The organism is Agrococcus sp. TF02-05 (assembly GCF_017565345.1).
Lineage (GTDB): Bacteria > Actinomycetota > Actinomycetes > Actinomycetales > Microbacteriaceae > Agrococcus > Agrococcus pavilionensis.
This window is the reverse complement of record NZ_JAGEKO010000007.1, coordinates 264,088-288,394: the sequence shown is the minus strand read 5'-3', so window position 1 is coordinate 288,394 and position 24,307 is coordinate 264,088. Positions and strand designations below refer to the sequence as shown.

At 72.7% G+C, this 24,307-nt stretch carries 25 protein-coding genes; 10 read left to right on the top strand and 15 right to left on the bottom strand.

Annotated features, from left to right (window positions below; translation table 11 throughout):
* The 5 genes from xylB to JQT67_RS08815 are packed head-to-tail and all read left to right on the top strand — an operon-like array spanning nucleotide 1 to nucleotide 4,988.
* The gene (gene xylB / locus JQT67_RS08835; protein ID WP_208064326.1) at nucleotides 1–1,497 is read left to right on the top strand and encodes a xylulokinase; all 1,497 of its coding nucleotides are present in this window, start codon (nucleotides 1–3) and stop codon (nucleotides 1,495–1,497) included.
* Nucleotides 1,497–2,486 carry an NAD(P)-dependent oxidoreductase gene (locus tag JQT67_RS08830; protein WP_208064325.1) on the top strand — a complete coding sequence of 330 codons (990 nt, stop codon included), beginning with the start codon at nucleotides 1,497–1,499 and terminating at the stop codon, nucleotides 2,484–2,486. The genes xylB and JQT67_RS08830 overlap by 1 nt, the downstream gene beginning before the upstream one ends.
* Nucleotides 2,483–3,136 (top strand): bifunctional 4-hydroxy-2-oxoglutarate aldolase/2-dehydro-3-deoxy-phosphogluconate aldolase, encoded by a 654-nt coding sequence (locus JQT67_RS08825; RefSeq protein ID WP_307864277.1) that lies wholly within the window; start codon nucleotides 2,483–2,485, stop codon nucleotides 3,134–3,136. The genes JQT67_RS08830 and JQT67_RS08825 overlap by 4 nt, the downstream gene beginning before the upstream one ends.
* Nucleotides 3,133–4,041 (top strand): saccharopine dehydrogenase NADP-binding domain-containing protein, encoded by a 909-nt coding sequence (locus JQT67_RS08820; RefSeq protein ID WP_208064324.1) that lies wholly within the window; start codon nucleotides 3,133–3,135, stop codon nucleotides 4,039–4,041. Before JQT67_RS08825 ends, JQT67_RS08820 begins: the two co-directional genes overlap by 4 nt.
* Nucleotides 4,041–4,988, top strand: coding sequence for a phosphotriesterase (locus tag JQT67_RS08815; RefSeq protein WP_208064323.1), 948 nt, complete (start codon nucleotides 4,041–4,043; stop codon nucleotides 4,986–4,988). Before JQT67_RS08820 ends, JQT67_RS08815 begins: the two co-directional genes overlap by 1 nt.
* Nucleotides 4,989–5,039: 51 nt before the next feature.
* On the opposite strand, the gene JQT67_RS08810 is transcribed toward JQT67_RS08815, so the two are convergent.
* The 6 genes from JQT67_RS08810 to JQT67_RS08785 all read right to left on the bottom strand — a co-directional run bounded on the left by JQT67_RS08810 (nucleotide 5,040) and on the right by JQT67_RS08785 (nucleotide 13,876).
* Nucleotides 5,040–6,044, bottom strand: a complete 1,005-nt coding sequence (locus JQT67_RS08810; protein ID WP_208064322.1) for an ABC transporter substrate-binding protein — start codon at nucleotides 6,042–6,044, stop codon at nucleotides 5,040–5,042.
* Between the two features lie 139 nt (nucleotides 6,045–6,183).
* Nucleotides 6,184–7,206 (bottom strand): ABC transporter permease, encoded by a 1,023-nt coding sequence (locus tag JQT67_RS08805; RefSeq protein ID WP_035253725.1) that lies wholly within the window; start codon nucleotides 7,204–7,206, stop codon nucleotides 6,184–6,186.
* On the bottom strand, nucleotides 7,203–8,720 hold the full coding sequence (locus JQT67_RS08800) for a sugar ABC transporter ATP-binding protein (protein ID WP_208064321.1): 1,518 nt from the start codon (nucleotides 8,718–8,720) through the stop codon (nucleotides 7,203–7,205). The genes JQT67_RS08805 and JQT67_RS08800 overlap by 4 nt, the downstream gene beginning before the upstream one ends.
* Before the next feature lie 313 nt (nucleotides 8,721–9,033).
* On the bottom strand, nucleotides 9,034–10,671 hold the full coding sequence (locus JQT67_RS08795) for a fucose isomerase (RefSeq protein WP_208064320.1): 1,638 nt from the start codon (nucleotides 10,669–10,671) through the stop codon (nucleotides 9,034–9,036).
* 20 nt (nucleotides 10,672–10,691) lie between these two features.
* Nucleotides 10,692–12,164, bottom strand: a complete 1,473-nt coding sequence (locus tag JQT67_RS08790; RefSeq protein ID WP_208064319.1) for an FGGY-family carbohydrate kinase — start codon at nucleotides 12,162–12,164, stop codon at nucleotides 10,692–10,694.
* 131 nt (nucleotides 12,165–12,295) lie between these two features.
* Complete coding sequence (locus JQT67_RS08785; protein WP_307864282.1) at nucleotides 12,296–13,876, bottom strand: stealth family protein; 1,581 nt, start codon at nucleotides 13,874–13,876, stop codon at nucleotides 12,296–12,298.
* Nucleotides 13,877–14,150: 274 nt separating this feature from the next.
* Here JQT67_RS08785 and JQT67_RS08780 point away from each other — a divergent pair, with 274 nt between their 5' ends.
* Nucleotides 14,151–15,050: a phosphodiesterase gene (locus JQT67_RS08780; protein WP_307864276.1), complete on the top strand. Its 900-nt coding sequence runs from the start codon at nucleotides 14,151–14,153 to the stop codon at nucleotides 15,048–15,050.
* Nucleotides 15,051–15,112: 62 nt separating this feature from the next.
* Here the strand turns inward: JQT67_RS08780 and JQT67_RS08775 are convergent, their stop codons facing one another.
* Nucleotides 15,113–15,952, bottom strand: coding sequence for a hypothetical protein (locus tag JQT67_RS08775; protein ID WP_208064317.1), 840 nt, complete (start codon nucleotides 15,950–15,952; stop codon nucleotides 15,113–15,115).
* A gap of 108 nt (nucleotides 15,953–16,060) precedes the next feature.
* Between JQT67_RS08775 and JQT67_RS08770 the strand changes: the two genes are divergently transcribed.
* Nucleotides 16,061–16,576, top strand: a complete 516-nt coding sequence (locus JQT67_RS08770) for a VOC family protein (RefSeq protein ID WP_208064316.1) — start codon at nucleotides 16,061–16,063, stop codon at nucleotides 16,574–16,576.
* An 87-nt stretch (nucleotides 16,577–16,663) separates the two neighbouring features.
* On the opposite strand, the gene rocD is transcribed toward JQT67_RS08770, so the two are convergent.
* Both rocD and ddaH read right to left on the bottom strand, forming a co-directional pair.
* Nucleotides 16,664–17,911 (bottom strand): ornithine--oxo-acid transaminase, encoded by a 1,248-nt coding sequence (gene rocD, locus JQT67_RS08765; RefSeq protein WP_208064369.1) that lies wholly within the window; start codon nucleotides 17,909–17,911, stop codon nucleotides 16,664–16,666.
* Nucleotides 17,912–17,940: 29 nt separating this feature from the next.
* Entirely contained in the window at nucleotides 17,941–18,831 is an 891-nt protein-coding gene (gene ddaH, locus JQT67_RS08760; protein WP_208064315.1) for a dimethylargininase, read from the bottom strand.
* A gap of 91 nt (nucleotides 18,832–18,922) precedes the next feature.
* Here ddaH and JQT67_RS08755 point away from each other — a divergent pair, with 91 nt between their 5' ends.
* Entirely contained in the window at nucleotides 18,923–19,360 is a 438-nt protein-coding gene (locus tag JQT67_RS08755; protein WP_021010510.1) for an Lrp/AsnC family transcriptional regulator, read from the top strand.
* A gap of 28 nt (nucleotides 19,361–19,388) precedes the next feature.
* On the opposite strand, the gene JQT67_RS08750 is transcribed toward JQT67_RS08755, so the two are convergent.
* The 6 genes from JQT67_RS08750 to JQT67_RS08725 all read right to left on the bottom strand — a co-directional run bounded on the left by JQT67_RS08750 (nucleotide 19,389) and on the right by JQT67_RS08725 (nucleotide 23,021).
* A complete protein-coding gene (locus JQT67_RS08750) occupies nucleotides 19,389–19,979 on the bottom strand; it encodes a hypothetical protein (RefSeq protein WP_021010511.1) in 591 nt (196 codons plus the stop codon).
* Nucleotides 19,970–20,575: a hypothetical protein gene (locus tag JQT67_RS08745; RefSeq protein WP_208064314.1), complete on the bottom strand. Its 606-nt coding sequence runs from the start codon at nucleotides 20,573–20,575 to the stop codon at nucleotides 19,970–19,972. Before JQT67_RS08745 ends, JQT67_RS08750 begins: the two co-directional genes overlap by 10 nt.
* Complete coding sequence (locus tag JQT67_RS08740) at nucleotides 20,572–21,063, bottom strand: hypothetical protein (protein WP_208064313.1); 492 nt, start codon at nucleotides 21,061–21,063, stop codon at nucleotides 20,572–20,574. Before JQT67_RS08740 ends, JQT67_RS08745 begins: the two co-directional genes overlap by 4 nt.
* The gene (locus JQT67_RS08735; RefSeq protein ID WP_021010514.1) at nucleotides 21,060–22,349 is read right to left on the bottom strand and encodes a hypothetical protein; all 1,290 of its coding nucleotides are present in this window, start codon (nucleotides 22,347–22,349) and stop codon (nucleotides 21,060–21,062) included. Before JQT67_RS08735 ends, JQT67_RS08740 begins: the two co-directional genes overlap by 4 nt.
* Entirely contained in the window at nucleotides 22,346–22,651 is a 306-nt protein-coding gene (locus JQT67_RS08730) for a hypothetical protein (protein ID WP_021010515.1), read from the bottom strand. The genes JQT67_RS08735 and JQT67_RS08730 overlap by 4 nt, the downstream gene beginning before the upstream one ends.
* An 82-nt stretch (nucleotides 22,652–22,733) precedes the next feature.
* Nucleotides 22,734–23,021 carry a WXG100 family type VII secretion target gene (locus JQT67_RS08725; protein ID WP_021010926.1) on the bottom strand — a complete coding sequence of 96 codons (288 nt, stop codon included), beginning with the start codon at nucleotides 23,019–23,021 and terminating at the stop codon, nucleotides 22,734–22,736.
* A 216-nt stretch (nucleotides 23,022–23,237) separates the two neighbouring features.
* Here JQT67_RS08725 and JQT67_RS13640 point away from each other — a divergent pair, with 216 nt between their 5' ends.
* Together JQT67_RS13640 and JQT67_RS08715 are read left to right on the top strand one after the other, a co-directional pair.
* Nucleotides 23,238–23,621, top strand: a complete 384-nt coding sequence (locus tag JQT67_RS13640) for a DUF2087 domain-containing protein (protein ID WP_307864275.1) — start codon at nucleotides 23,238–23,240, stop codon at nucleotides 23,619–23,621.
* Nucleotides 23,622–23,643: 22 nt separating this feature from the next.
* The gene (locus JQT67_RS08715; protein WP_208064312.1) at nucleotides 23,644–24,057 is read left to right on the top strand and encodes an NUDIX domain-containing protein; all 414 of its coding nucleotides are present in this window, start codon (nucleotides 23,644–23,646) and stop codon (nucleotides 24,055–24,057) included.
* Nucleotides 24,058–24,307: the final 250 nt, after the last annotated feature.

Here is a 24,307-nt window from a genome sequence, read left to right as displayed (position 1 = left end):
ATGCTCATCGCGCACGACCTCGGCACGACGGGCGACAAGGCCTCGCTGCACGACGACGACGGGCGCCTCCGAGCTGCCGTCACCGTCTCGTACCCAGCCCGCTTCGCCGACGGCGGCGTCGCGGAGCAGGACCCGCGCGACTGGCACCGCGCGGTGGTGGAGGCGACGCGCGCGCTGCTCGCGCAGACGGGCACCGCTCCTGCCGACGTGCGCGGCATCGTGATCAGCGGGCAGATGATGGGCGCGGTCCTGCTCGACGCGAGCTTCGAGCCCGTCCGCGACGCGATCATCTGGGCCGACACGCGCGCGCAGCGGCAGGCGGATCAGCTCGTCGAGCGCCTCGGCGAGCGCGAGGCCTACGAGCTGCTCGGCCATCGGCTCAACGCGACCTACTCGATCGCGAAGGTCATGTGGGTGCGCGACCACGAGCCCGAAGTCTTCGCGCGCACGCGCTGGTTCTGCGTCGCGAAGGACTTCGTCGTGCACCGCCTCACCGGCCGGCTCGCGACCGAGCCGAGCGACGCATCCGCCACGAACGCGTTCGACCAGCGCACCGGCACGTGGTCGCGAGCGGTGCTCGAGGCCGCTCGGCTCGACCCCGCGATCTTCCCCGAGATCGTGCCGTCGACGGAGGTCGTCGGAGCGCTGACCGCCGAGGCCGCCGCCGCCACCGGGCTGCTCGAGGGCACGCGCGTCGTCATGGGCGGCGGCGACGGGCCGATCGCCGCCGTCGGCGCCGGCATCGTCGCGCCCGAGGACGGCGCGTACGCGTGCCTCGGCACGTCGTCGTGGATCTCGTTCACGAGCGAGGCGCCGGTGCTCGACGCGAGCATGCGCACGTTCACGTTCGACCACGTCGTGCCGGGCCGCTACGTCCCGACCGCCACCATGCAGGCGGCGGGAGCGTCCGTGAGCTGGATCCACGAGGTGCTCGCCCCGGACCCGGACGGCCGGTCGCTCGCGGCGCTCGTCGCGGAGGCGGACACCGACGACGCGGACACCGGAGGCCTCTACTTCCTGCCCTACCTCCTCGGCGAGCGCGCACCTCGCTGGGAGCCCGCCGCGCGCGGCGCGTTCGTCGGCATCGGCCGCCACCACGCCCGACCGCACCTCGTGCGCGCCGTGCTCGAGGGCGTCGCCTTCAACCTCGCGCTCTGCATCGACGCGTTCCGGGAGTCCGGCGCCGCGATCGACCGCGTCGACGCCGTCGGCGGCGGCGCGGCGAGCGACGCGTGGCTGCAGATCATGGCGGATGCGTGGGGCGTGCCCGTGCGCCGCCGCTCGGTCGTCGAGGAGGCGAACAGCCTCGGGGCGGCCGTGGTGGGCGCCGTCGGGCTCGGCCTCGTCGACTCCTTCGACGCCGCCCGCGGCCTCTCGGAGGTGACGGCGGAGTTCTCGCCGGATCCCGCGCGCCACGACGCCTACCGGCAGCGGCTCGCGCGGTTCGACGAGGCCTACGCCGCGCTCGCGCCGTGGTTCGCGGGCGGCGCGAGCTGATGGCCTCCATCCTCGCCACGAGCCGCTCGTTCGGCGCGGGCGACCGCGACCTCGTCGCCGAGCTCGAGGCCGCCGGGCACCGCGTCTCGCGGGGCGCGAGCGACCACCCGCTCGGGGAGCTCCGCGCCGCGCTCGCCGAGGCGGACGCCTGGGTCGCCGGCACGGGGCCCGTGACCGCGGCGCACCTCGACGCGGCGCCGCGGCTGCGCGTCATCGCCCGATACGGCGTCGGCGTCGACGCGGTCGACGTCGAGGCCGCGACCGCGCGCGGCATCGTGGTCGCCAACACGCCGGGCGCGAATGCCGACGCCGTCGCCGACCACGCCGTCGCGCTCATGCTCGCGGCGCTGCGCTCGATCGCCGCGGGCGACCGGCGCGTGCGCGCGGGCGACTGGAGCGCGCTGCGCGGCCGCCAGCTCGGCGCCCTCGCGGTCGGCATCGTGGGGCTCGGCCGCATCGGCCGCGGCGTCGCCGCCCGCCTGCGGGGCTTCGGCCCGCGCATCCTCGCCGCGGATCCCATGCTCGACGCGGCGCAGGTGCGCTCGGCCGGAGCCGAGCCGCTCGACTTCGCCGCCATGGCCGACCGCTGCGACCTCGTCTCCCTCCACGCGCCGGGTGGGCAGGCGCTCGTCGACGCCTCGTGGCTCGACCGGCTCGAGCGGCCGATCGTGCTCGTCAACACCGCTCGAGCCGACCTCGTCGACGAGGCAGCGCTCGCGGCGGCGATCCGCGACGGCCGAGTCGCGGCGTTCGCGGCCGACACGCTCTCGGGCGACACGGCGGCGAGCGCCTCGCCGCTCCTCGCCGACGACCTCGCCGATCGGGTGACGGTGACGCCGCACCTCGGCGCGCAGACGGTCGAGGCGGTCGACGCGATGGGGGCGATGGCCGTCGCGAACGCGCTCGCCGTGCTCGAGGGGCGCCCGGCGCCCCACCCCGTCAACCGCATCGACAGCGCGGCAGAGGGCCGCGGGAAGGAGCCGCAGTGACCGACCGACTCGCAGCGGGCACGCTGCAGCGCGTGAGGGAGGCCGGCGTGCTCGCCGTCGTCCGCGCCCCGAGCGCCGAGGCCGCCGTCGCAGCCGGCGACGCGCTCGTGCGCGGCGGCATCACCGGCATCGAGGTGACGTTCTCGACCCCCGGTGCGCTCGAGGCGATCGCCGAGCTGCGGCACCGCCATCCCGGCGCGGTCGTCGGGGCCGGCACGGTGACGACCGCGGCCCAGGCCGAGGCCTCGGCGACCGCGGGCGCCGCCTTCCTGGTCTCGCCCGGCACGCTCCCCGAGCTCGCGCGCGCGATGCTCGCGACCGGGCTCACCACCATGACCGGCGCGATGACGCCGAGCGAGGTCATGCAGGCGATGGCGCTCGGCGTCGACGTCGTGAAAGTCTTCCCCGCGTCCCTCGGCGGGCCGGCGCTCGTCAAGGCGCTCCGCGAGCCCTTCGCCGACGCCGTGCTCATGCCGACGGGCGGCGTCACGGCCGAGAACCTCGCCGACTTCCTCGCCGCCGGCGCCATCGCGGTCGGCGCGGGGGGTGACCTGCTGCCCCGCGCGGCGCTCGAGGCTGGCGACTGGGACGCGATCGAGACGCGCGCGGCGCGGTACGCCGACGCGCTGCGGGCGGCGAGGTCGGCATGAGCGGTCGGATGGGGTTCATCGGCGTCTCCACGGGCGCGTCGTCGATCATGCGCATCTTCCCCGTCTGGGCCGAGATCCTCGAGCTCCCCACGCGCCGGCTCGAGGGGCACGACCTGCCGCTCGACGCGACCGACGCGCAGTACCGGGCGCTCGTCGAGGCCATCCGCGACGATCCCGACCACCGCGGTGCGCTCGTGACCACGCACAAGATGGCGCTCTACGCCGCGGCAAGCGACCTCTTCGACGAGCTCGACGAGTTCGCGCGGGCCTGCGGCGAGGTCTCGAGCATCGCCAAGCGGGGCGAGCGGCTGCTCGGCCACGCGAAGGATCCGCTCACCGCGGGGCTCGCGCTCGACGAGATCGTGGGGTCGCAAGCGTTCGGCGGCGTGCGGGACGCCGTCGTGCTCGGGGCCGGCGGCGCCGGTCTCGCGCTCACCTGGCGCCTCGCCGAGCGAGAGGACGCGCCGCGCCGCATCGTCGTCACCGACACGAGCCGTGCTCGGCTCGACCACCTCGCCGAGGTCCACGCGCGGCGCGGCACGCCGCTCGAGCTGCTCCACCTCGTGGAGGCGAGCCCCGAGGCGACGCGCGCCGTGCTCGCCGACGCGCCGGCCGGCAGCCTCGTCGTCAACGCATCCGGCCTCGGGAAGGATCGGCCCGGCTCCCCGCTGCCGGACGGCACGCCGTTCCCCGAGCGCGCCGTCGCGTGGGAGTTCAACTACCGCGGCTCGCTCGAGTTCCTCCGTCAAGCCGAGGCGCAAGCGGCCGAGCGCGGTCTCGAGGTCGTCGACGGCTGGCGCTACTTCATCCACGGCTGGACGCAGGTCATCGCCGAGGTCTTCGGGCTCGAGATGACGCCGGCGCTCGTCGAGCGCCTCGCGGACGCCGCGACCCCGTTCCGCTGATGGCGCGCGTCCGCACCGTGCTCGGCGACATCGATGCCGCGTCGCTCGGGCCGGTCGATGCGCACGAGCACCTCTTCCAGGTCTCGCCCCTCCTGCCCGGCGACGAGCTCGACGACCCGGAGCGGTCGGAGGCGGAGGCGAGCGCCCTGCGCGGCAGCGGCTTCGCGGCGATGCTCGACGCGACCCCGATCGGGCTCGGCAGGCGACCGGAGGATGCCGCCGCCATCAGCGCCGCGACGGGGCTCGCGGTGGTCGCGAGCACGGGGCTCCACCGCGAGGCGCACTACCCGGCGGGACACCCGCTCCGCGAGCTCGACGTCGGAGCGCGCGCCGAGCGGTTCATCGCGGACCTGCGCGACGGGATGCCGGTGCGCGACGAGGTGGGCGCCCGCGCAGCGCGGCACGACGGCGCGCCGGTGCGGGCGGGCGTCGTCAAGACCGGCATCGGCTACTGGTCGATCTCCGCGTTCGAGCGAGCGACGCTCGAGGCGGCCGCCATCGCGCACGCCGCGACCGGTGCGGCCCTCGTCGTGCACCTCGAGCACGGCACCGCCGCCCACGAGGTGCTCGACCTGCTCGAGCGCGCGGGCGTCGGGGCCGCGCGCGTGCTGCTCGCGCACGCGGACCGGCTGCTCGACCCCGGCTTCCACGCCTCGCTCATCGAGCGCGGCGCGACGCTCGGCTACGACGGCATGGCCCGGTGGCGGGAGCACAGCGACCACGAGCTGCTCGAGCTCACCGCCGCGGTCGTCGATAGCGGGCACGATCGCATCGCGCTCGGAGGCGACGTCGCGCGCGCCTCGCGCTACATCGCCTACGGCGGCATGCCGGGGCTCGCGTACCTCGGCGACCGCTACGTGCCGCGCCTGCGCGAGCGGGTCGGCGACGAGGTCGTCGAGCGCATGCTCGTCGACCATCCGCGCGCGCTGCTCGCGCTCCCGGCGTAGCGAGCGCCCCCGATCCGCGAGGACCGGGGGCGCCGCCGCTGGATCAGCGGGTCACTCGTAGAGGACCGCGGCGATCTCCGGGTCGTCGATGTTGTCAGCGTCGTACCAGTACGAGCCGGTGTCGGTGAAGTCGTCGAGCTCCTCGCCGTTGATCGCGGCGATGGCGTTCTCGACCACCGTGCGGCCGATGCCGATCGGGTCCTGCGTGATCGCGCCCGCCATCGCACCGCTGCGGATCGCCTCGATCTGCGCGGCGCCGGAGTCGAACCCGATGACCGTGATCTCGCCGTTCGGGAGGCCGAGCTCGCTCACCGCGTTCACGATGCCGATCGCCGAGCCCTCGTTCGTGCCGTAGAGGCCGACGAGGTCAGGGTGCGCGGCGATCATCGCCTTGGCGATGTCGGCCGAGCGGAGGTGGTCGCCGTCGCCGTACTGGATGTCGACGATCTCGATGTCGGGGTGGTTCTCCTCGATGTACTGCACGAAGCCGTCCCGGCGCTCGACACCGGTCGAGTTGATCTGGCTGTGGCCGACGATGCCGATCTGGCCCTCGCCACCGATGAGCTCGGCCATGTGCTTGGCGGCGAGCGCACCCGCCGCGATGGAGTCGGTCGCCGCGAGGTTCTGGCTGTACTCGCTGTCGCAGGGCGCGTCGAACTCCACGATCGGGATGCCGGCGGACTCGGCCGTCTCGTAGAGCGGGATGCACGCCTGCGGGTCGAGCGCGGCGTAGCCGATCGCGTCGGGGCCGCGGTCGATCGCCGCCTGCAGCATCTGCAGCTGCGCGTCGATCTCGGTCTCGGCGGCGGGACCCTCGAAGGTCACCTCGACGCCGTGCTCCGCAGCGGCCTCCTCCGCGCCCGTGCGCACGGCCTGCCAGAACTGGTGCTGGAAGCCCTTCGACACGAGCGCGATCTGCAGGCCCTCGCCGTTGCCCTCCGCCCCCGTGCCGCCCTCCGAGGCGGTCGGCGCCGAGCCGCCGCTGGAGCAGCCGACGAGCGCGAGCGCGACCGCCGCGGTGCCGGCGAAGAGCGCCGTCCTCTTGCTGAACTTCATGGAAACTCCGTTGTCTCTCGGAGCCGGTGGCCCGACTCTCTCCTTGGTGCTGTGCCGCTGTCTCCCTCGCGGGCGAGGAGGTGCCGGAGCGCTCCGGCAGCGCGCGACGGTCGGCACGGGGCCGTCGTGCGCAGGCTTCTCAGACGCCCTTGCGGTTGCGCAGGGTGTCGGCGAACACCGCGATGGCGATCACGACGCCGACGACGACGTTCTGCCACTCGGTCTGGATCGACATGATCCGCAGGCCGTTGATGAGCACGCTCATGATGAGGGCGCCGATGAGGGTGCCGACGATGGAGCCCCGGCCGCCGAGCAGCGAGGTGCCGCCGATGATGACCGCGGCGATCGCCTGCAGCTCGTAGCCGACGCCGAGCTGCGGCTGCGCCGAGTCGAGGCGAGCCGCCATGACGACACCGGCGATGCCGGTGAAGACGCCCGCGACGGTGTAGACGGTGACGAGCCAGCGGCGCGTGTTCACGCCGGAGAGGCGCGTCGCCTCCTCGTTGGAGCCGATCGCCACCGTGTAGCGGCCGAACGACGTCTTCGCGAGCATGACGTAGGCGATCGCCGCGAGCGCGAACATGATGAGCACCGCGTTCGGGAGGCCTGGGACGAGGGTGCCGGTCGCGATGCCCTTGAACCCCGGGACGCTCGAGAAGTAGATCGGGCGGACGCCGGAGATGACGAGCGCGAGGCCCTGCGCCACCATCATCATCGCGAGCGTCGCGATGAACGGCGGCAGCCGCAGGAAGGCGACGTTGACGCCGTTGATGAGCCCCATGAGCGCGCCCGTCGCGATGCCCGCGAGCACACCGACCACGAGGGGCATCCCGAGGTTGACCGCGAAGATGCCGGTCATCACGGAGGCGAGCGTCATGCCGGTGCCGATCGACAGGTCGATGCCGCCCGTCGTGATCACGAACGTCGTGCCGAGGGCGAGGATGCCGATGACGGCGGTCGCGAGCAGGATGCCCGAGATGTTCGACCACGTGAAGAAGTTGCTGCTCGCGATCGAGAAGAAGACCAGCAGCACGATGAGCGTGCCGAAGGCGAGGCCCTGCTGCAGGCCCTTGCGCCAGATGTCGGCGCGCTTGCCGCGCTCCCTCGCGACGGCCTCGTCGGAGGGTGCCGGCGCAGGGGTCTGCTGAATGGTGTCGCTCATGCTGCTCCCTGTTCGTCCGCGACCAGGTTCGTCGCGTAGTCCATGATCTTCTGCTGGGTCGCGTCCTCGTTGGCGAGCGTGCCGGTCACCCGGCCGTTCGCCATCACAACGATGCGGTGCGCGAGTCGCAGCACCTCGGGCAGCTCGCTCGAGATGACGATGATCGACTTGCCCTCGTCCGCCAGTCGCTGCAGCAGCCGGTAGATCTCCTCCTTCGCGCCGACGTCGATGCCTCGCGTCGGCTCGTCGAAGATCAGGATGTCGCTGTCGCGCGCCAGCCACTTCGCGATGACGACCTTCTGCTGGTTGCCCCCGGAGAGCAGCTTGACGAGCTGCTCGGTCGAGGGCGTCTTCGTGCGCAGGTCCTCGACGTACTGCTGCGCCACCCGCCGGGCCTTCGCCTGCTGCACGAAGCCGAGCGGCCCGGTGAATCGGTCGATCGAGGCGAGCGAGGTGTTGAAGGTCACGCTCTGCTCGAGCATGAGCCCCAGGCGCTTCCGGTCCTCGGAGAGGTAGCCGATGCCCGCCTTGACGGCGTCCGCCGGCTGGCGGATCGTCACCGGTTTGCCGTGCACCTCGATCGAGCCGGCCGTGCGAGGGTCGGCGCCGATGATCGCGCGGGCGCTCTCAGTGCGGCCAGCGCCCATGAGCCCGGCGAAGCCGAGGATCTCGCCGCGGTGGAGCTCGAAGCTGACGTCGCGCAGCAGATCCCGGGTCGAGAGCCCGCTCACGCGCAGCACGACGTCGTCGCGGGCGTGCTCGCTCGCGCGCGGTCGAGCGCCCTCGTCGATGGCGCGGCCGACCATCATCTCGATGATCGTGGGAACGTGGATCTCGTCGCGCTCGAGCGTGCCGATGTACTCGCCGTCGCGGAGCACGGTCACGCGGTCGGCGAGGCGCTTGAGCTCCTCCATGCGGTGCGAGATGTAGATGATGCCGGTGCCCTTGGCCCGCAGGCTCTCGATGAGCCCGATGAGCGTCTCGACCTCGGTGTCGGTGAGCGCGGACGTGGGCTCGTCCATGATGAGCACGCGCGCGTTGAACGAGAGCGCCTTCGCGATCTCGACCATCTGCTGCTTCGCGACGGTGAGGTCGCCGACGAGCGCCTTCGCATCGAGCTTGATCCCGAGCTCGTCGAGGAGCTGCTGCGCCTTCCGGTTCAGACCGCGCTCGTCGAGGAAGGGACCCTTGCGCGGCTCGCGCCCGATGTAGATGTTCTGCGCGACCGTGAGGTCGGGCATGAGGTTCATCTCCTGGTGGATGATGCTGATCCCGAGCTCTTGCGCGCGGGCCGGCGTCGTGATCTCGACCTCCTGCCCGTCGACGCGGATCGACCCTGTGTCGCGCTGGTAGATCCCCGAGAGGATCTTCATGAGCGTCGACTTGCCCGCTCCGTTCTCGCCGACGAGCACGAGCACCTCACCGGCGTGCAGGCTGAACTGCACCTCGTGGAGCGCCCGGACGCCCGGGAAGCTCTTGCTGATCCCCTCGACCTCGAGGAGGGCTGCTGTCACGTCGAACCTGCTTCGTTGGAGGAATAGTCGTCGCCGACTCGCGTCGGAAAGATCCGACCTATGATGCCCACATCGGAACCGCCGTCGCAAGTTGTATCTGAATGTACCTACCGCGCGCGCCATGCGCGACCCCGGAAGGTCACGAGCGGATAACCATTTGGCCGGTGCGCGCGGGCCGCGCCAGGTCGCGCTCGGCCGCGCCGTTGGCGGACCGTCGGCGCGGGCAGCGCCGCGCGCGGGCCGCGCTCCGCGCCGCATCGGCCGGTCGGATGCGTCGGGATGAGGCTCCGTCAGACATCCGACCGCCCACGGCTCACAGCGCGACGTCGCCGCAGAGGTGCACTTGGATGCCCATGCCCGAGAGCATGGCCGCCTTCGCGGTGAGCGCGCGGTCGGCGGCTTCGGCATCGGGGGCGTAGGCCACCTGCACGTGGTTCGACTTGTGCCGCGCCATGAGCTGGTCGCGGCTCACGCCGTGCAGGACGGCGTGCATGATCGGCCACTGCGGGTCCGTCGACTCCAGCCGGCGGCGCGTCTCCTCCTCCGGCAGCTCCACGACGTGCGCGCGGCCGACGTCGGCATGCAGCGCGCCGTCCATCACGAACACCCGCGACCAGACGATCTCCCCAGGCTTCGAGACCCCCGCGAGCGTGCCGCCGCCCTTCGGGAAGAACATCGGCACCTGGCGCATCGAGTAGGACTTGTCGTAGCCGCCGTTGTGGCTCGCGGGCACCGAGCCCGAGATCTCGAACACCCAGACGAAGTCGCCGTCGTACTCCTCGCCCCAGCGGATGTCGTGGAGCGTCGTCGCGGGGTCGAAGCCCATCGCGGTCCACACCCGGTTCGTCACGAGCGCATCGACCGCGACCCCTTCGTCGACCTCGTTGAAGTGCGGCAGCGGCGCCCCCGGCCACAGCTCGCGAGCGCCGTCGCGCGAGCGCACCGGCGGGCGCTCGACGTTGTTGAGCAGGCCCTCGGCCAGGTCGGAGGCGGCGCACTGGTCCTTGAGGCCCTGCTGGTACTGGATGCCGATGGCATCGACGCCGTAGTCGTCGCCGATGCGCAGTGCCGCGATGTACATGCGCATTTGGCTCAGCACCTGCGCGCGGGTCAGCTCCGTCGCGTCGTCCGTGCCCCAGTGGAACCGCAGCCCCGCGTCCTCCAGCCAACCGAGCGCCGCCTCGGCCTCCCCGGCGGGCACGCGATCCATCTCGGCGAGCAGCGCGCTCTGCGAGAGCCGCTCCTTGTAGATGCCCGTCGCGTTGAGCATCTCGTCGTCGATGATCGCGTTGTACATGCCCATGCAGCCCTCGTCGAAGATGCCGATGACCGCGTGGTCGTCGCGCAGCTGCTCCGCGAGCGCCGTGCCGAGCTCGGCCTCCGGGCCGTCGGGCAGCGCCCCGAGGGGGCGCACGTGCGACGTGTCGTGCTCGATCGAACCGGTGTCGAGCCACTCGCGGAGCTTGCCGAGCGCCCATTCGTCGGTGAAGTCCTCGCTCCAAAGGATCGAGTGCGCGATGCCGGCCTTGGTCAGGCTCGCCGTGAGGTTGAGCAGGCCGACGAGGCCGGGGAACTCTCCCGCCCAGTTGGCCACGATCAGGATCGGCCCTCGGTGCGCGCGGAGGCCCGCGAGCACGTGGTGGCTGTACTGCCAGACAGCGTCGACGACGACGACCGGCGCCTCCTTCGGCACCGAGCGGAAGACCTCGATGCCCCGGGCCTGGGAGTCGATGAAGCCGTGCCCCGTCTCGGGGTCCACGTCGTGCGCGCGCTGCATCGCCCACCCGTGCGACTCGAGGGCCGCGCGCACCTGGGCCTCGAAGGCCTGCTGCGCCGGCCAGCACGTCGTGTTCGCGGCGAGCCGGAGGTCGCCAGACGCGACGGCGTAGACGGTCCTGGGCGCGGCCTCAGGCCACGCGCGTCGCTCGGGGATGGCATAGGCGGTCGTCATGGTGCTCCTCCTGTAGGTGGTCAGCGGCTGCCGGCCGCGAGCGCGTGGGCGACTTCGCGGGTGGCCGGGTAGAGGTCGCGGTAGTGCCGATAGCGCTCGTCGTAGAGCGCGCGTCGCGCAGGGTCGGGCTCGACGACCAGCGCGGGCGGGTTCCATGCGGCGATGTCGGGATCGCCGACGAGCCCGGCCGCGAGGAAGGCGGCGCCGAAGCTCGCGCCCACCGTCACGCTCGGCACGGCCTGCGGCAGCCCGATCACGTCCGAGACGATGCGCGTCCAGAGCCCGCCCGTCGTGCCGCCACCGACCGCGACGACGCGGTCGATGCGGGTGCCGGCATCGCGCATCACCTCGATGTTGTGGCGCACACCGAAGGCGGTCGCCTCGAGCGCCGCGCGATAGAGGTCGCCCGCGGTGGTGTCGAGGGCCATGCCCACGAGCACGCCGCGCGCATCCGGATCCTGGATGGGCGTCCGCTCGCCCGCGAAGTACGGCAGCATCAGCAGCCCGCCCGCGCCCGGCCCGCTCTCCTCCGCGAGCCGGGTGAGCGTCGCGTAGTCGCTCCCGGGGAGCAGGTCGCGAAGCCACGTCGTGATCGCGCCCGATGTCGCCATGCCGCCGGCGAGCGAGTACGAGCCGGCCTCCACGCCGCGCGTCGTCCACATGCCCGGTGCGGCCGGCCGCTCGTCCGTCGTCGTGATGAGGAACATCGTCGTGCCGTACATGAGCATGAGGTCGCCGCTGCCCGTCGCGCCGGCGCTCACCGCCTCCGTCCACGCGTCGATCGTGCCGAGCGCGACGGGGATGCCCGCCGGGAGCCCGGTGAGGCGCGCGGCCTCGGCAGTGACGGTGCCCGCGGCGTCGCTCGGCAGCGCGAGCCGAGGCCGCTCGATGCCCGGCGCGATCGCGTCCCACCACGGCTCGTGCCAGCGCGCGCCGTCGAGGTCGTAGAGCGGCCAGGACTGGCTCGCGGAGTGGTGGTCGAGCAGCAGCTCGCCCGTCAGGCGGTGGGCGAGGAACGACGCCGGCATCGCGAAGGATCGCGCTCGCGCGTACGCCTCCGGCTCGTGCTCGCGCACCCAGGCGATCTTCGGCCCCGCGGCCTGCGAGGTGAGCGGCGTGCCGCCGAGCTCGACGATCGGCCCCTCCCCGAGCTCGGCGCGCAGCCGCGCGATCTGCTCGCCGGCTCGCGTGTCGACGCCGTAGAGGATCGCGGGCCGTACCGGTGCCCCGTCTGCGTCGAGCAGCACGACGCAGGGGCCCATGCCGCTCACGCCGACCGCGACGACCTCAGCGCTGCCGCGCTCGAGCAGCTCCCGGACGAGCTCGATGAGCTCGAGCCACCAGCGCTCGGCGTCCATCTCGACGTGGCCCGGTGCCGGCCGATCGACCGCGTGCTCGCGCGCCGCGCTCGCGAGCACCTCGCCGTCGAGGCCCACGAGCACGCCCTTCGTGCTCGAGGTGCCGACATCGACGCCGATGACCGCTTGCCGCATGGGAACTCCTTCGATCCAGCGACTAGCGTGACAGAGATCCGATGTTCGCGCGACTCGACGCGCAGGAGTCGCATTCCCCTCCTCGCGACAGCCCGCGAACATCGGATGCCTGCGTCATGCCGCCGCCCGGCTCAGCCCGAGGCGGACGTCGCCGGCACCGAGGCGGCCGCGGCCGCGGACTGCCGCTCCCAGGGTGCGGGGATCGGGAAGTACGCCTCGAGGAACCCGCGCACCGCAGCCGTGCGCTCCTCGACCGAGATCTCGGGGAACGAGCCGTCGTTGAGGCAGAACATGTCCTGGTCGCGCTTCTTCAGCAGCCGCGCCATCGCCGGCAGCGCCTTCTTGAGCGTCGTCTCGATGTACTGCACGTTGGCGTCGTGCTGCTGCACCGCTCGCCCGGTCATGAGCGCGTAGTAGTGGTAGAGCGAGTTCGTGACCGAGATGTCGGTCGCCGAGCGGAAGCGCGACGCGGCCGTGCGGCGGAAGTCCTCGGGGAACTCGGCCTCGAGCTCGGCCATGACGCTCCGCCGCAGCGGCGCCGCGCAGTGCTCGAGGTGCCGCGTCGTGATGGCACCGAACCGCTCGCGCAGCAGGCGGCGGTTCGTGCGCGCGGCGTTGTCGTGCCCTGAGCGCTTCGCGTGCGTCTCGCCCATGCCGATGCGCGTGGTGGCCTCGACGAACTTCGTGATCCCGCCCGGGGAGAAGAACACATCCGGCTTGAGCGGCCGCCCGAAGAACATGTCGTCGTTCGAGTAGAGGAAGTGCTCGCTGAGGCCCTCGATGTGGTGCAGCTGCGCCTCGACGGCGTGCGAGTTGTGCGTCGGGAGCACCGAGGGGTCGGCGAACATCTCCCCGGCGCGCACGATCGTCACCTTCGGGTGATCGGCGAGCCACTCGGGCGCGGGCGAGTCGGTCGCGATGAAGATGCGGCGCACCCACGGCGCGTGCATGTGCACCGAGCGCAGCGCGTACTTGAGCTCGTCGATCTGGCGGAAGCGCGCCTCCGAGTCGTCGCCCTCGCCCACGACGTAGGCCTGCATGCGCTTCGCGCGCTCGCGCTGGAACTCGTCGCTCGAGCCGTCGACCCACGAGAAGACCATGTCGATGTCGAACGAGACGTCGCTCGCGAGCGGCTCCCACATGTCGCGGATCGTCTGCCACTCGCGGCCGTACCGCAGCACCGTGTCGACGACCGCCTCGCTCCGCGGCATCGTCGCGCGCATGAGCGCGTTGGGCAGCGGCGCCTTGAGCGTCTCGTCGCCGAAGCGCCACAGCTCGAGCTGCACCGCCGTCTCGCGGCCGTAGCGGAGCCGGCCGGCGGGGGCGACGCGCGGCCGGTAGACGCGCATCGCGCCGGCCTTCCGGTGCCCCGCGAGACGGCCGTCGGCGAGCAGCACCGCGCCGCGGCCGAGCGCCTTCTCGGGCGCGATCGCCTCGGCGTAGAAGGGCTCGTCGGCGAACGCCTCGGCGAGCGCGGCCGCGAGCTCCTTGCGCAGCGCCTTGTCGACCGCGACGATCGGCCGCCCGTCGTCGTCGCGCACGAGCAGGCACGGGATGTCGGCGGCGTCGAGCGCGTCGCGCAGCGCGAGGAGGTCCTCCACCATCGACTCGTGCGGCGTCATGTGGCCGCTCAGCAGCGCGTAGCGGCCCTTCTGCAGCACGACGTCGGCCCGATCGAAGCGGCTGAAGCGGCCGCCGGACGGCAGCACCACGAGCTCGGGAGCCTCCGAGACGCGGATGCGCGAGACCGGTCGGGCGGGCGTGAAGACGCTGTCCGGGTCGTCGACCTTCCGCTCGTGCTCGTCTGCCACTGGGCGCGCCGTTCCTCTCCTCGGGGTACATCCCATGGTACTTCCCCGGAATCCGGTGCCGGAGCGGCGTGTTCTCCCTCGTACACGCCGCGTTCACGTCGCGTTCGGGCGCGTGCGCTGGACTAGCCTCCGAGCAAGTTCGATGAAGAGCCGACACCTTGGAACAGGACGAATCGTGACCACCCGATCCGCCGAGCACCCCCGGCCGGACCACTTCCTCCTCCACATCTCCGACACCCACCTGCTCGCGGGCGGCGGCCGCCTCTACGACCGCGTCGCGAGCGAGGACCACCTCCGCCGCCTGTTCGACGAGTTCGAGGCCTCCGGCGCGCGGCCCGAGGCGATCGTCTTCACCGGCGACCTCGCCGATCGCGGTGAGGCGGATGCGTACCGTCGCCTCTGCCGGATCGTCGACCCGGTCGCGGAGGATCTCGGCGCCCAGGTCGTGTGGGTGATGGGCAACCACGACGACCGGCGCGCGTTCCGCACCGAGCTGCTGGGCGAGGCCCCCTCCGACGCCCCGATCGACGCGGTGACGCACGTCGGCGGGCTCCGGATCGTGACGCTCGACTCGACCGTGCCGGGCCACCACCACGGCGAGGTCGGCGACGAGCAGCTCGAGTGGCTCCGCGGCGTGCTCGCGGAGCCGGCGCCCGACGGCACGATCCTCGCCCTGCACCACCCGCCGGTGCCGAGCGTGCTCGAGCTCGCGGCGAGCGTCGAGCTGCGCGATCAGCGCAACCTCGAGGAGGCGCTCGTCGGCACCGACGTGCGCTCGATCCTCGCGGGCCACCTGCACTACTCGTCGACCGCGACGTTCGGCGGCATCCCCGTGTCGGTCGCCTCCGCCACGTGCTACACGCAGGACCTCAACGTGCCGGTCGGCGGCACGCGCGGACGCGACGGGGCCCGGGCGTTCAACCTCGTGCACGTCTACCCGACGACGGTGCTGCACTCGGTGGTGCCGCTCGGCGCGTTCCCGCACCTCGACTGGATCGACGCCGACGAGTCGCGCCGCCGCCTCGAGGCGTCGGGACTGCGCCTCGCGCCGGACGCGCTCGTCCCCGCTGGCTGACCCCGCTGCACCCCGCCGGTTGAGCCGCTGCGCGCCGCGGGCGCCAGCGTGTCGAAGCCGGGCTAGACCAGCCGCGCCTCGATCGTGACCGCGTCGGTCACGCGCACCTGCACGTCGGCGAGGCTGATGCCCGTCGGCAGCTCGGCGGCGAGGTCGATGCGGCGGCCCTCGTAGCGCTCGATCTTGCCGCGCATGGCGCCGAGCATCGCCGAGACGAGCGGATTGCCGCTGTCGACCTTGATGTCGGAGAGCGTCACGCCCATGCGGTCGTCGATCGACGCACTCGCGGTGCCGCGCACCGAGGCGCCGAGCAGTCCCTTGCGCACCTTCGCGTCGACGGCGATGCGCAGGTCGCGCGGTCCCGTCGACTCGACATCGAGCTCGAGCTTCGAGACCGAGACGCCGTGGTCGAGCAGCGCCGACTCGGCGAGGCCCAGCACCGCCTTGCCGATCTGCGCCTTGGGCACCGACACCATCGCGTGCCCGTGCAGCGGCCGATCGGCGGTCGGGCGCGCGAGGTCGACCGCGAGCTCCCCGTGATCGGTCTCGATCCAGGTGAACGGCACGTCGGTCAGCTGCGCGTCGAGCGTCACGTCGGCGCCCGAGACGTGCATGGGGGCGGCGTGCACGCGCAGGTCGCGCAGCACGGCCGACTCCCACGCGACGGAGGCGCCTTGCGGCTCGAGCCGCGCGCGATCGCGATCGACCTCGCCGGCGAGGATGAAGCCCGTGAGGTCGAGGTGGAGCCTGGCGATGTCGGCGCCGTCGAGCTCGGCGTCGATGATCGACGTGCAGGCGATGCCGGCGGGCTCCGCGGCGATCACGACCGTGCGGATGCGCTTCGCGAGCTGGGCGCCGTCGGTCGGCCTGGGTGCGTGCCCGAGGAGGATGCTTTCAGCCACCCCGCGACCATACTCCCCTTCGCCTATGCATGCGGGCAGACCCGGCGTCGCGAGCGCTGGGCGGCGCCGACCCTGGTGCGGGCGGCAGCGACCGCGTAGCGTCGCGGCATGAGCAGCCTCGTCGTGCACTTCGAGATCTACGCCTCCGAGCCGCAGCGGCTCATCGACTTCTACAGCGGCCTCTTCGAGTGGCGCTTCGAGCAGTTCGGCGACGTGCCGTACTGGACGATCGAGACCGGCGACGGCTCGATCCAGATGGATGCGCCGGGCATGGGCATCAACGGCGGCCTCGCGCTCCGCGAAGGCCCGGCGCCCGCCGCCGACGCCCCGGTCAACGGCTGCAACGTCGTGATCGGCGTCGACGACGCGGATGCGGCGGTCGCGCGCGCGGTCGAGCTCGGCGGGAGCGAGGCCGTGCCGGCGGAGGACATGCGCGGCGTCGGCCGCGTCGCGTACCTCCGCGATCCCGACGGCAACTACTTCGGCATCATCGCCGAGACGCTCTCGGACGGCACGTCGGCGTTCGACGAGGCCGCCGACGGCGCGGGCGAGCGCATCTCGCCGGCCGAGGCGGATGGCTCGAGCGAGGCGGCCGACCCGATGGGCGCGACGCCGGAGCCGTGAGCCGCTCGGTCGTCAGCGCGGGACGCTGACGGCCTCTTGGTCTCGAGACGCCGGCCGGAATGGCCGGCTCCTCGACCCGCTCGGTCGTCAGCGCGATGCGCCGACGGCCTCGCGGAACGCGTCGAGCAGCAGGTCGAGGTCGGCCTCCTCGATGACGATCGGCGGCGCGAGGCGCACGGTCTGCCCGTGCGTGTCCTTCGCGAGCACGCCGCGCTCGAGCAGCCGCACGCACACGTCGCGCGCGGTGCCGACCGCGGGATCGATGTCGATCCCGGCCCACAGCCCCGCGCCGCGCACCTCGGTGACCCCGTGGCCGACGAGCTCGGCGAGCCCCGCGTGCAGGCGCTCGCCGAGCTCGCGGGCGCGAGCCTGCATGTGTCCCTCGGAGAGCATCCGCACCACTTCGAGCCCGACCGCCGCCGCGAGGGGGTTGCCGCCGAACGTCGAGCCGTGCGAGCCGGGCGTCAGCACGCCGAGCACGTCGGCGTCGGCGACGACCGCCGAGACCGGCACGACCCCGCCGCCGAGCGCCTTGCCGAGCAGGTAGACGTCGGGCACGACGCCCTCGTTGTCGCACTGGAACGTCGCGCCCGTGCGGCCGAGCCCCGACTGGATCTCGTCGGCGATGAGCAGCACCCGCTCGCGCGAGGTGACCTCGCGCACGCGCTGCAGGTAGCCGGCCGGCGGCATCTTGATGCCCGCCTCGCCCTGGATGGGCTCGAGCAGCACCGCGGCGGTGCGCGGCGTGATCGCGGCCTCGAGCGCGGCGGCGTCGCCGAAGGGTACGCGCACGAAGCCGGGCGTGAACGGCGCGTAGCCCGTCGTCGCATCCGGGTCGTCCGAGAACGAGACGATCGTCGTCGTGCGGCCGTGGAAGTTGCCCTCCATGACGATGATCTCGGCCTCGCCCGCCGGCACGCCCTTGACCTCGTAGGCCCAGCGGCGCGCGACCTTGATCGCCGACTCGACCGCCTCGGCGCCCGTGTTCATCGGCAGCACCATGTCCTTGCCGGCGAGCGCCGCGAGCGCCTCGACGAACGGGCCGAGCGCGGCGGAGTGGAAGGCGCGGCTCGTGAGCGTCACGCGGTCGAGCTGCGCGTGCGCGACCGCGAGCAGCCGGGGGTTTCCGTGCCCGAAGTTCACCGCCGAGTAGGCGGCGAGGCAGTCGAGGTAGCGGCGGCCGTCGACGTCGGTGACCCACGCGCCCTCCGCGTCCGTCACGACGACCGGCAGCGGGTGGTAGTTGTGGGCGGCGTGCGCCTCGACCTGCGCGATCGCGTCGCGCGTGGCCGTGCTCACCGCGTCCGTGCCCACCGCATCCGTCGCCTGGTGCATCGTCGTGCCGGTCATGGTCGCCTCCGTCGTCATCGTCGCAGCTCCAGAGTGCAGCACTTGATGCCGCCGCCGCCCAGCAGCAGCTCGCTCAGGTCGAGCCCCACCGTCTCGAAGCCGCGCTCGCGCAGCTGCCGCTCGAAGCCCGTCGCGCGCTCGGCGATGAGCATCGTGCGGCCGTCGCCGAAGGAGTTGAGGCCGAGCACGGATGCGTCCTGGTCGTCGACGAGGATCGCGTCGGGATAGCGGCGCTCGAGCTCCGCGCGGCTCGCGTCGTCGAACGCCTTCGGGAGGTAGGCGATGTTCGACTCGTCGAGGATCGCGACGGCGGTGTCGAGGTGGTAGAACGACGGGTCGACGAGGCGCAGGCTCACGACCTCGCGATCGAAGATGCTGCGCAGCTCGTCGTGCGACTCGAGGGTCGTGCGGAAGCCGTGGCCGGCGAGGATCGCGCCGTTCGAGAGCAGGAAGTCGCCCTCGCCCTCATTGATCGCGCGCGGCTCGTGCACCTCGAAGCCGTTCGCCTCGAACCACGACATGTAGGCGGGGCCCTCGGGCACGCGCTCCTCGTAGGTGAACTTCGCGCCGTAGGCGTGCCCATCGAGCGTGAAGCCGCCGTTCGCGGCGTAGACCATGTCGTTGAGGCCGGGGATGGGCTCGATGAGCTCGACGTCGTAGCCGAGCGAGCGGTAGGCGTCGTGGAGCGACTGCCACTGCTCGACCGCGAGCGGCGTGCTCGTCGGGAGCTCGGGGTTCATCCACGGGTTGATGCGGTAGCTCACGGTGAAGTGGTCGGGGCGGCACATGAGCACGGTCTTGTGCACGGCCGCTCGGGCGTCGGGGCCGAGCGGCGCGGTCGCGGTCTGCGTGCTCGCGGTTCGGGGGTTCGCGGTCTCGGTGCGCGCGTCGGTCGTCTGCTGCATGCATCCAGGGTCGCAACGGTTCGACGCAAATGCGCCGGTCTACACGCGAGTTTCGTGCAAGTCAGGCGGTCGGCACTGTAGATTCGTGCGTATGGATCGGATCGACCACGGCATCATCGACCGCTTGCGACTCAATGCGCGAGCCGGCTACGCGGACATCGGTGCCGAGGTCGGCCTCTCCGCCTCTGCCGTGAAGCGGCGGATCGACCGGCTCGTCGCCGACGGAGTGATCCGCGGCTTCACCGTGCAGGTCGATCCCGCGGTCGAGGGCCTCGCCACGGAGGCGTACGTCGAGCTGTTCTGTCGCGGCACCGTCTCCCCCACCGACCTCAAGCGCATCCTCGCCGGAGTGCCAGAGATCGTCGAGGCCGGCACCGTGACGGGCGAGGCCGACGCGATCGTCATCATGCGGGCGCGCGACGTCATCGCGCTCGAGGACGCGCTCGAGAAGGTGCGGGCGGCCGCGACCGTCGACCACACGCGCTCGGCGATCGTGCTCTCGAAGCTCATCACGCGCACGGCGGGCTGAGCTGCCGCGAGCGCCGCGACCGCCGCGGTCATGCGGCAGGTCCGAGCCGCAGCGACTCGGCGAGCCCGACCGCGGGCTCGAGCAGCCGCGCGGCGACGGAGAGGTCGGCGTCGAGCACCTCGATCACGACGATCATGTCGTCGAGCGCGCCGATCACGCGCAGGACCGCGGCCGCGGCGCCGGGCTCGCCGGGGATGGGCCACAGCGCGCTCGTGCACACGAGCGTGCCGAACACCTCGGATGCGCGCGGCTCGGCCCGCTGGAAGAGCGCCCCCTCGTAGCCGTCGGTCGCCCACTCCTCGATGCGCTCGCGCCAATCGGGCTCGAACGGCTCGGCGTAGGCGTGCACGACGCGCGAGACTCCCGGCTCGAGCGGCAGGTGCCAGAACCTCGCGACCGGCCCGGGCAGCGGAGTCGGGCTCGACGCGATGACGAGCGCCATGTGCTCGAGGTCGGCGCGCTGCAGGTCGTCGAGTCGCCAGAACGGCGCGAGATCGGCCGCCGCTCGCGCCGCCCACGCCTGCGGCGTCGGCCAGCGCTCGCTCGGGAATCCGAGCGGCACCGGCACCCACACATCCGGGTCGGCGTCGAAGTGCGCGACCGGGTCGCTCAGCTCCACCGGAACGTCTCCACGATCGCGTCGGCGAGCTCGACGAGCGCATCGGCCATGCGATCGGTCTCGTCGGTGCCGAGGTGCAGGATGCCGGCCGTGAGCAGGATGCCGCGCCGCGCGTCGTCGCCCGGCTCCGGATGGACGTACGAGACCGTGCGCGTCAGCACGCCCTCCCGAGTGGATGCGCCGTCGCGGTCCACGACCCACCGGAGGACGGTGCCGTGCGGCATGTCGATGCGCACGACCTCGGCCCCCGCCCGCGCGCGCACGTCCGCCTCGAGCGGCGTGCCCGCCGGGGCGAGCCAGCGAGAGGCGACGACCGACATCGGCATGCCGCTCGCGGCTGTCGCCTCGGCACCGGGCACGTACATCGCGACGCCCCGGCTCTGGCGCAGCCCGTCGAACTGCTCTCGCGCTTTGCGGCGCAGTGCCGCGTCGACATCGGGTCGGCCGACGAGCTTCGCGCGCTCAGCGATGTCGCGCAGGAGCGCGGCGCGGCCGCGATCGTCGACCGGGTAGTGCCGCCAGCCCGGCGGGAACGCGATGCGGAAGCCTCGCGGCGACTCGCGCGTCAGCTCCTCGCGGAGCGACGCCGCGCTCACGACGACCGCCCGGCGCGACGCGCGCGGCTCGCGCGCGAGGCGCGGACGACGCGGACCACGAGCGCGAGGAGCGTCACCACGAAGACGAGCGACGCGATCCAGTGCCATCCGAGCGCGCCGTCCGGCACACCCACTCCCGCGTACGCGCGAGCGAGCCCGACCGGGAGGAGGCCGAGCAGGAGCACGCCCGTCGCGAGGTCCTGGAAGGCCACGCCCACCTCATCCGTCACCTCGCGCCGCACGGCCATCGCGATGGCCGCCGCTGCCGCGACTGCGCCGATCGCGATCGTGAGCCACGCGGGCACGGCGAGCACCGGCCACTCGGCGAGCGGGTCCCACCGCGGCCACTCGTCGGCGAGGAACTGCCCGCCGGCGAGGAGCCCCATGAAGAACACCCACCCGAACTGCACGGCGGCGGCGATCGTCGCGATGCGGTACGCGCGCTCCCAGTGGGACCGGGCTCGCGCGGGATCGATCGCGATGCTCACAGGCGCACGAGCGGGTCCGACTTCGGCACGAGGCCGAACTTGTCGCCGAGGTCCAGCCCGGTGCCGACGCTCCAGAGCGAGAACTGCCCGACCTGCGAGGCGACGCTCGGCGTCGCTCGCGCGATCATGTCGTCGATGCCGTTCACGACGCCAGGGTACTGGCGGAGGTTGCTGCGAGCGGTGTTGAGGAACTGCAGCGTGCGCCCCGTCTCGGTGCCCCCGAAGCGGATCGAGTCGAAGCCGTTGACGAGCACGCCGGGCCGCGGCGTCGCGGCGCGCGCCTGCCCCCACGCGCTCACGCGGTTCGAGAGCGGCCGGTGCCACGTGAACGGGTTGAGGGTCGGGCCGCGCATGCCCGAGCGGATCGCCGGTCGCGCCGCGGCGCGAGTGGCGCCGATCGCGCCGCTGAGCGTCGGCGCGCCCTTGCTCGCGACCCGGGCGATCGCGCCGCCCGCGCCGAGCGTGACGAGCGCGAAGCCGGCGAGCGCGACGTCCTGCCAGGTCGTGCGGCCCGTCGCGTACTGCGCGATCTTGCCCGCGAGCAGCACGAGCGATCCGACGACCACGAGCGCCATGAGCGCGAGGCCGATCGGCCCCGAGACGAACAGCGCGATGATCGCGAGCCCGGTCACGACCCAGCCGAGGATGTCGAGGAAGTCGGCGAGCCCCTCCCAGAAGCCGTCGTTGTTGCCCGCCGCCTCGATCGCGCCGTCGACGCCGGCGACGGCGTCGTCGTAGGCGTCCGACCAGGTGGAGAAGACGGTCTCGAACGACTCCCAGCGCTCGTCGCGGATCCCCTTGGCCGTCGACTCGGCACCCTCGGCGCTCGACACCGCGCCCTGGGCGGCGGTGAGCTCGGCGTCGGTCGGGTCGTCCTCCCAGGGCATCACCCGCGTGAGGCTGCGCTGCTCACGGCGCGCGTCCTCCGCCGCCTCGACGGCGGCCTCCCAATCCCGCTCGGCCTGCTCGATCGACTCCTGGTGATCGTCGATCCAGTCCTTCGCCTTGCGCAGCTGCGGGGCGTACGCCTGCAGCACCTCGGCGGTGGAGCGGTAGCGCTGCTCAGCCTTGTCGACCTCGGGCTTGGCCTTGAGCGCGAGCTCCGCGAGCGCATCCGTGCCCTTCGACCTGTGCACGTCGGAGGTGCCGATCGCCTGCAGCTCGCTCGAGAGCGCGTCGAGGTCGTCGGCGAGGCGGATGAAGCTCGCGGCGTCGGTCTCGATCTTGTCGGGGTTGCCCGCGAGCGGGCGCAGCGCGTAGCCGGCCGTCGGTGAGCGGTAGGTCATCGGACGGTTCCCGTCGGCTCGAGCTCTGCGGCGGTCTCGGTGTCCCACCGATCCCACTCGGTGATGATGGTGTCGATGCCCTTGTGGATCTCCTCGAGCATCTCGGTGAGGTCGCCGCGGCGACCGTTCCAGTCGGACTCGAAGTCGCTCACCTTGCGACGGAGTGAGCTCCGGTCGTCCGGCTCGGCGACGGCGCGCTCGAGGTCGTTGTTGAACGAGCTCGCGCCCTTGAAGCTCTCGACAGCGCTGCCGAGGCTCGTGCGAGCCTGCTTGAGTCGCTCGAGGTCGAGCATGACGTCCACGGTGATCCTTCCGAGTCGAGTTGGGATGGGATGCGAAGAGCCGGCGGGCGCGGCAGCGCGCCCGCCGGCTACCGCGGCACGATCAGCTGCCGGCGAGCTGCTCGTCGAGCGACTGGATCGCCTGCATCATGCCCCGCAGCGCCTCGCCCATCTCGGAGATGCCCTCGATCGCCTTCTCGAGACCCGAGGTGAGCTCCTCGTAGCCCTCACCGAACTTGCCCGACGCGTGCTGCGTCTTGAAGTCCTCACCCAGCAGGGTGTCGACCTGGCTCTTCAGGTCCTTCAGGACACCCGAGATGTCCTCCTTGCCCGTGTCGAGCTTGCCCGCCACGGACTCCATCTCTGCATACGATGCGCCGAAATCGCTCATGCGATGATCACTCCCTCGAAGTCCTGGTGCGCCGACCCCGATCGGAGCCGACGCCTCCACCGTAGGAGCGCGACGCTGGAGATGCGATGGGGAGAAGTCCCCTGCCAGCATGGGTGCATGACGGATGCGTGGAGGCCGATCGCCGCGGCGCTCGCCGACGAGGGCCGGCGGCTCGCATAGGCGCGCATCGTCCTCGGCGTCGCCGACCGTTCCCCCGTGCAGGCTTCCGCGCTCACCGCGCGAGAGCGGCGAGCCGTCGAGGCGCTCGAGCGCGCCGGCCTCGTGACTGTCGTCGACGGCGCCGTCCTGCCCGCCGACCCGTTCACGCCGCTGCTCGGCCACCGACCGGCCGCGAGCGGCATCGACCGGTTCGTGCGCGACGGCCGGATCGCCGCGTGGCCGAAGCGTCCCGCCGATCGCGCGGCGCTGCTGCGGTGGGCGGCCGAGCACGCGCTGCCCGCCGGGGGCAGCGCCTCGGAGGCGGCGGTGACCGAGCGGCTCGCGGCGATCATCGACGACCCCGCGACGCTGCGCCGATACCTCGTCGACGCGGGCCTGCTCGAGCGCGAGGCGGACGGCAGCGCCTACCGCCGCCCGTAGCCGAGCCGCCTAGCCTGGACGCATGGGCATCATCACGGTCTCGGCGATCTGCTTCGAGCGCGCCGACGGCGCCGTGTTGACGGTGCGGAAGCGCGGCACGAGCGCGTGGATGCTGCCGGGCGGCAAGCCCGAGGGCGGGGAGACCGCCGCCGAGTGCGGCGTGCGCGAGGTGCTCGAGGAGCTCGGCGTCGAGATCGGCCTCGACCGCATCGAGCCGCTGGGCGAGTTCGAGACGCGCGCCGCGAACGAAGCGGGGTTCGCGCTGCGGGCGAGCGTGTTCCGCACCCGCGACGCGATCGAGCCGCACGCGCGCGCCGAGATCGAGGCGGTGCGCTGGATCGACCCGGCGCTCGGCATCGACGACGAGGCGGAGGCGCCGCTCAACCGCGAGCTCGTCTTCCCGATGCTGCTCGCGGAAAGGGCTGCTCGGCGATAGGGCCGGAGACGAGAGAGGGGGCCCGACCCCAGTCGAGCCCCGCTCTGTGATGTGGACGACCGGCTCTCGCCGAGTCGTGCAACGCCCCGTCCCTGAGGCCCTTGCACTCCGGCGCGATGCGCCGGATCCCTGTCTCGTAGCCCGATTCCCCTTGCGGGGCCCCAGCCGGGCTACGCCACACGGTAGCGCCGGTACCTGGGAGAGGACTATGGGGAGAACTACCCATGTCGCCCTCGGGCGTGTCTCCCCG

What these genes read in the sequence shown, in the direction of transcription:
- JQT67_RS08725 (WP_021010926.1), bottom strand. Translation starts at nt 23,021, where the DNA reads ATGAGCGATTTCGGCGCATCGTATGCAGAGATGGAGTCCGTGGCGGGC.
- ddaH (WP_208064315.1), bottom strand. Translation starts at nt 18,831, where the DNA reads ATGCAGCAGACGACCGACGCGCGCACCGAGACCGCGAACCCCCGAACC.
- JQT67_RS08735 (WP_021010514.1), bottom strand. Translation starts at nt 22,349, where the DNA reads ATGACCTACCGCTCACCGACGGCCGGCTACGCGCTGCGCCCGCTCGCG.
- JQT67_RS08715 (WP_208064312.1), top strand. Translation starts at nt 23,644, where the DNA reads ATGGGCATCATCACGGTCTCGGCGATCTGCTTCGAGCGCGCCGACGGC.
- JQT67_RS08790 (WP_208064319.1), bottom strand. Translation starts at nt 12,164, where the DNA reads ATGCGGCAAGCGGTCATCGGCGTCGATGTCGGCACCTCGAGCACGAAG.
- rocD (WP_208064369.1), bottom strand. Translation starts at nt 17,911, where the DNA reads ATGCACCAGGCGACGGATGCGGTGGGCACGGACGCGGTGAGCACGGCC.
- JQT67_RS08810 (WP_208064322.1), bottom strand. Translation starts at nt 6,044, where the DNA reads ATGAAGTTCAGCAAGAGGACGGCGCTCTTCGCCGGCACCGCGGCGGTC.
- JQT67_RS08820 (WP_208064324.1), top strand. Translation starts at nt 3,133, where the DNA reads ATGAGCGGTCGGATGGGGTTCATCGGCGTCTCCACGGGCGCGTCGTCG.
- JQT67_RS08805 (WP_035253725.1), bottom strand. Translation starts at nt 7,206, where the DNA reads ATGAGCGACACCATTCAGCAGACCCCTGCGCCGGCACCCTCCGACGAG.
- JQT67_RS08815 (WP_208064323.1), top strand. Translation starts at nt 4,041, where the DNA reads ATGGCGCGCGTCCGCACCGTGCTCGGCGACATCGATGCCGCGTCGCTC.
- JQT67_RS08770 (WP_208064316.1), top strand. Translation starts at nt 16,061, where the DNA reads ATGAGCAGCCTCGTCGTGCACTTCGAGATCTACGCCTCCGAGCCGCAG.
- JQT67_RS08795 (WP_208064320.1), bottom strand. Translation starts at nt 10,671, where the DNA reads ATGACGACCGCCTATGCCATCCCCGAGCGACGCGCGTGGCCTGAGGCC.
- JQT67_RS08830 (WP_208064325.1), top strand. Translation starts at nt 1,497, where the DNA reads ATGGCCTCCATCCTCGCCACGAGCCGCTCGTTCGGCGCGGGCGACCGC.
- JQT67_RS08755 (WP_021010510.1), top strand. Translation starts at nt 18,923, where the DNA reads ATGGATCGGATCGACCACGGCATCATCGACCGCTTGCGACTCAATGCG.
- xylB (WP_208064326.1), top strand. Translation starts at nt 1, where the DNA reads ATGCTCATCGCGCACGACCTCGGCACGACGGGCGACAAGGCCTCGCTG.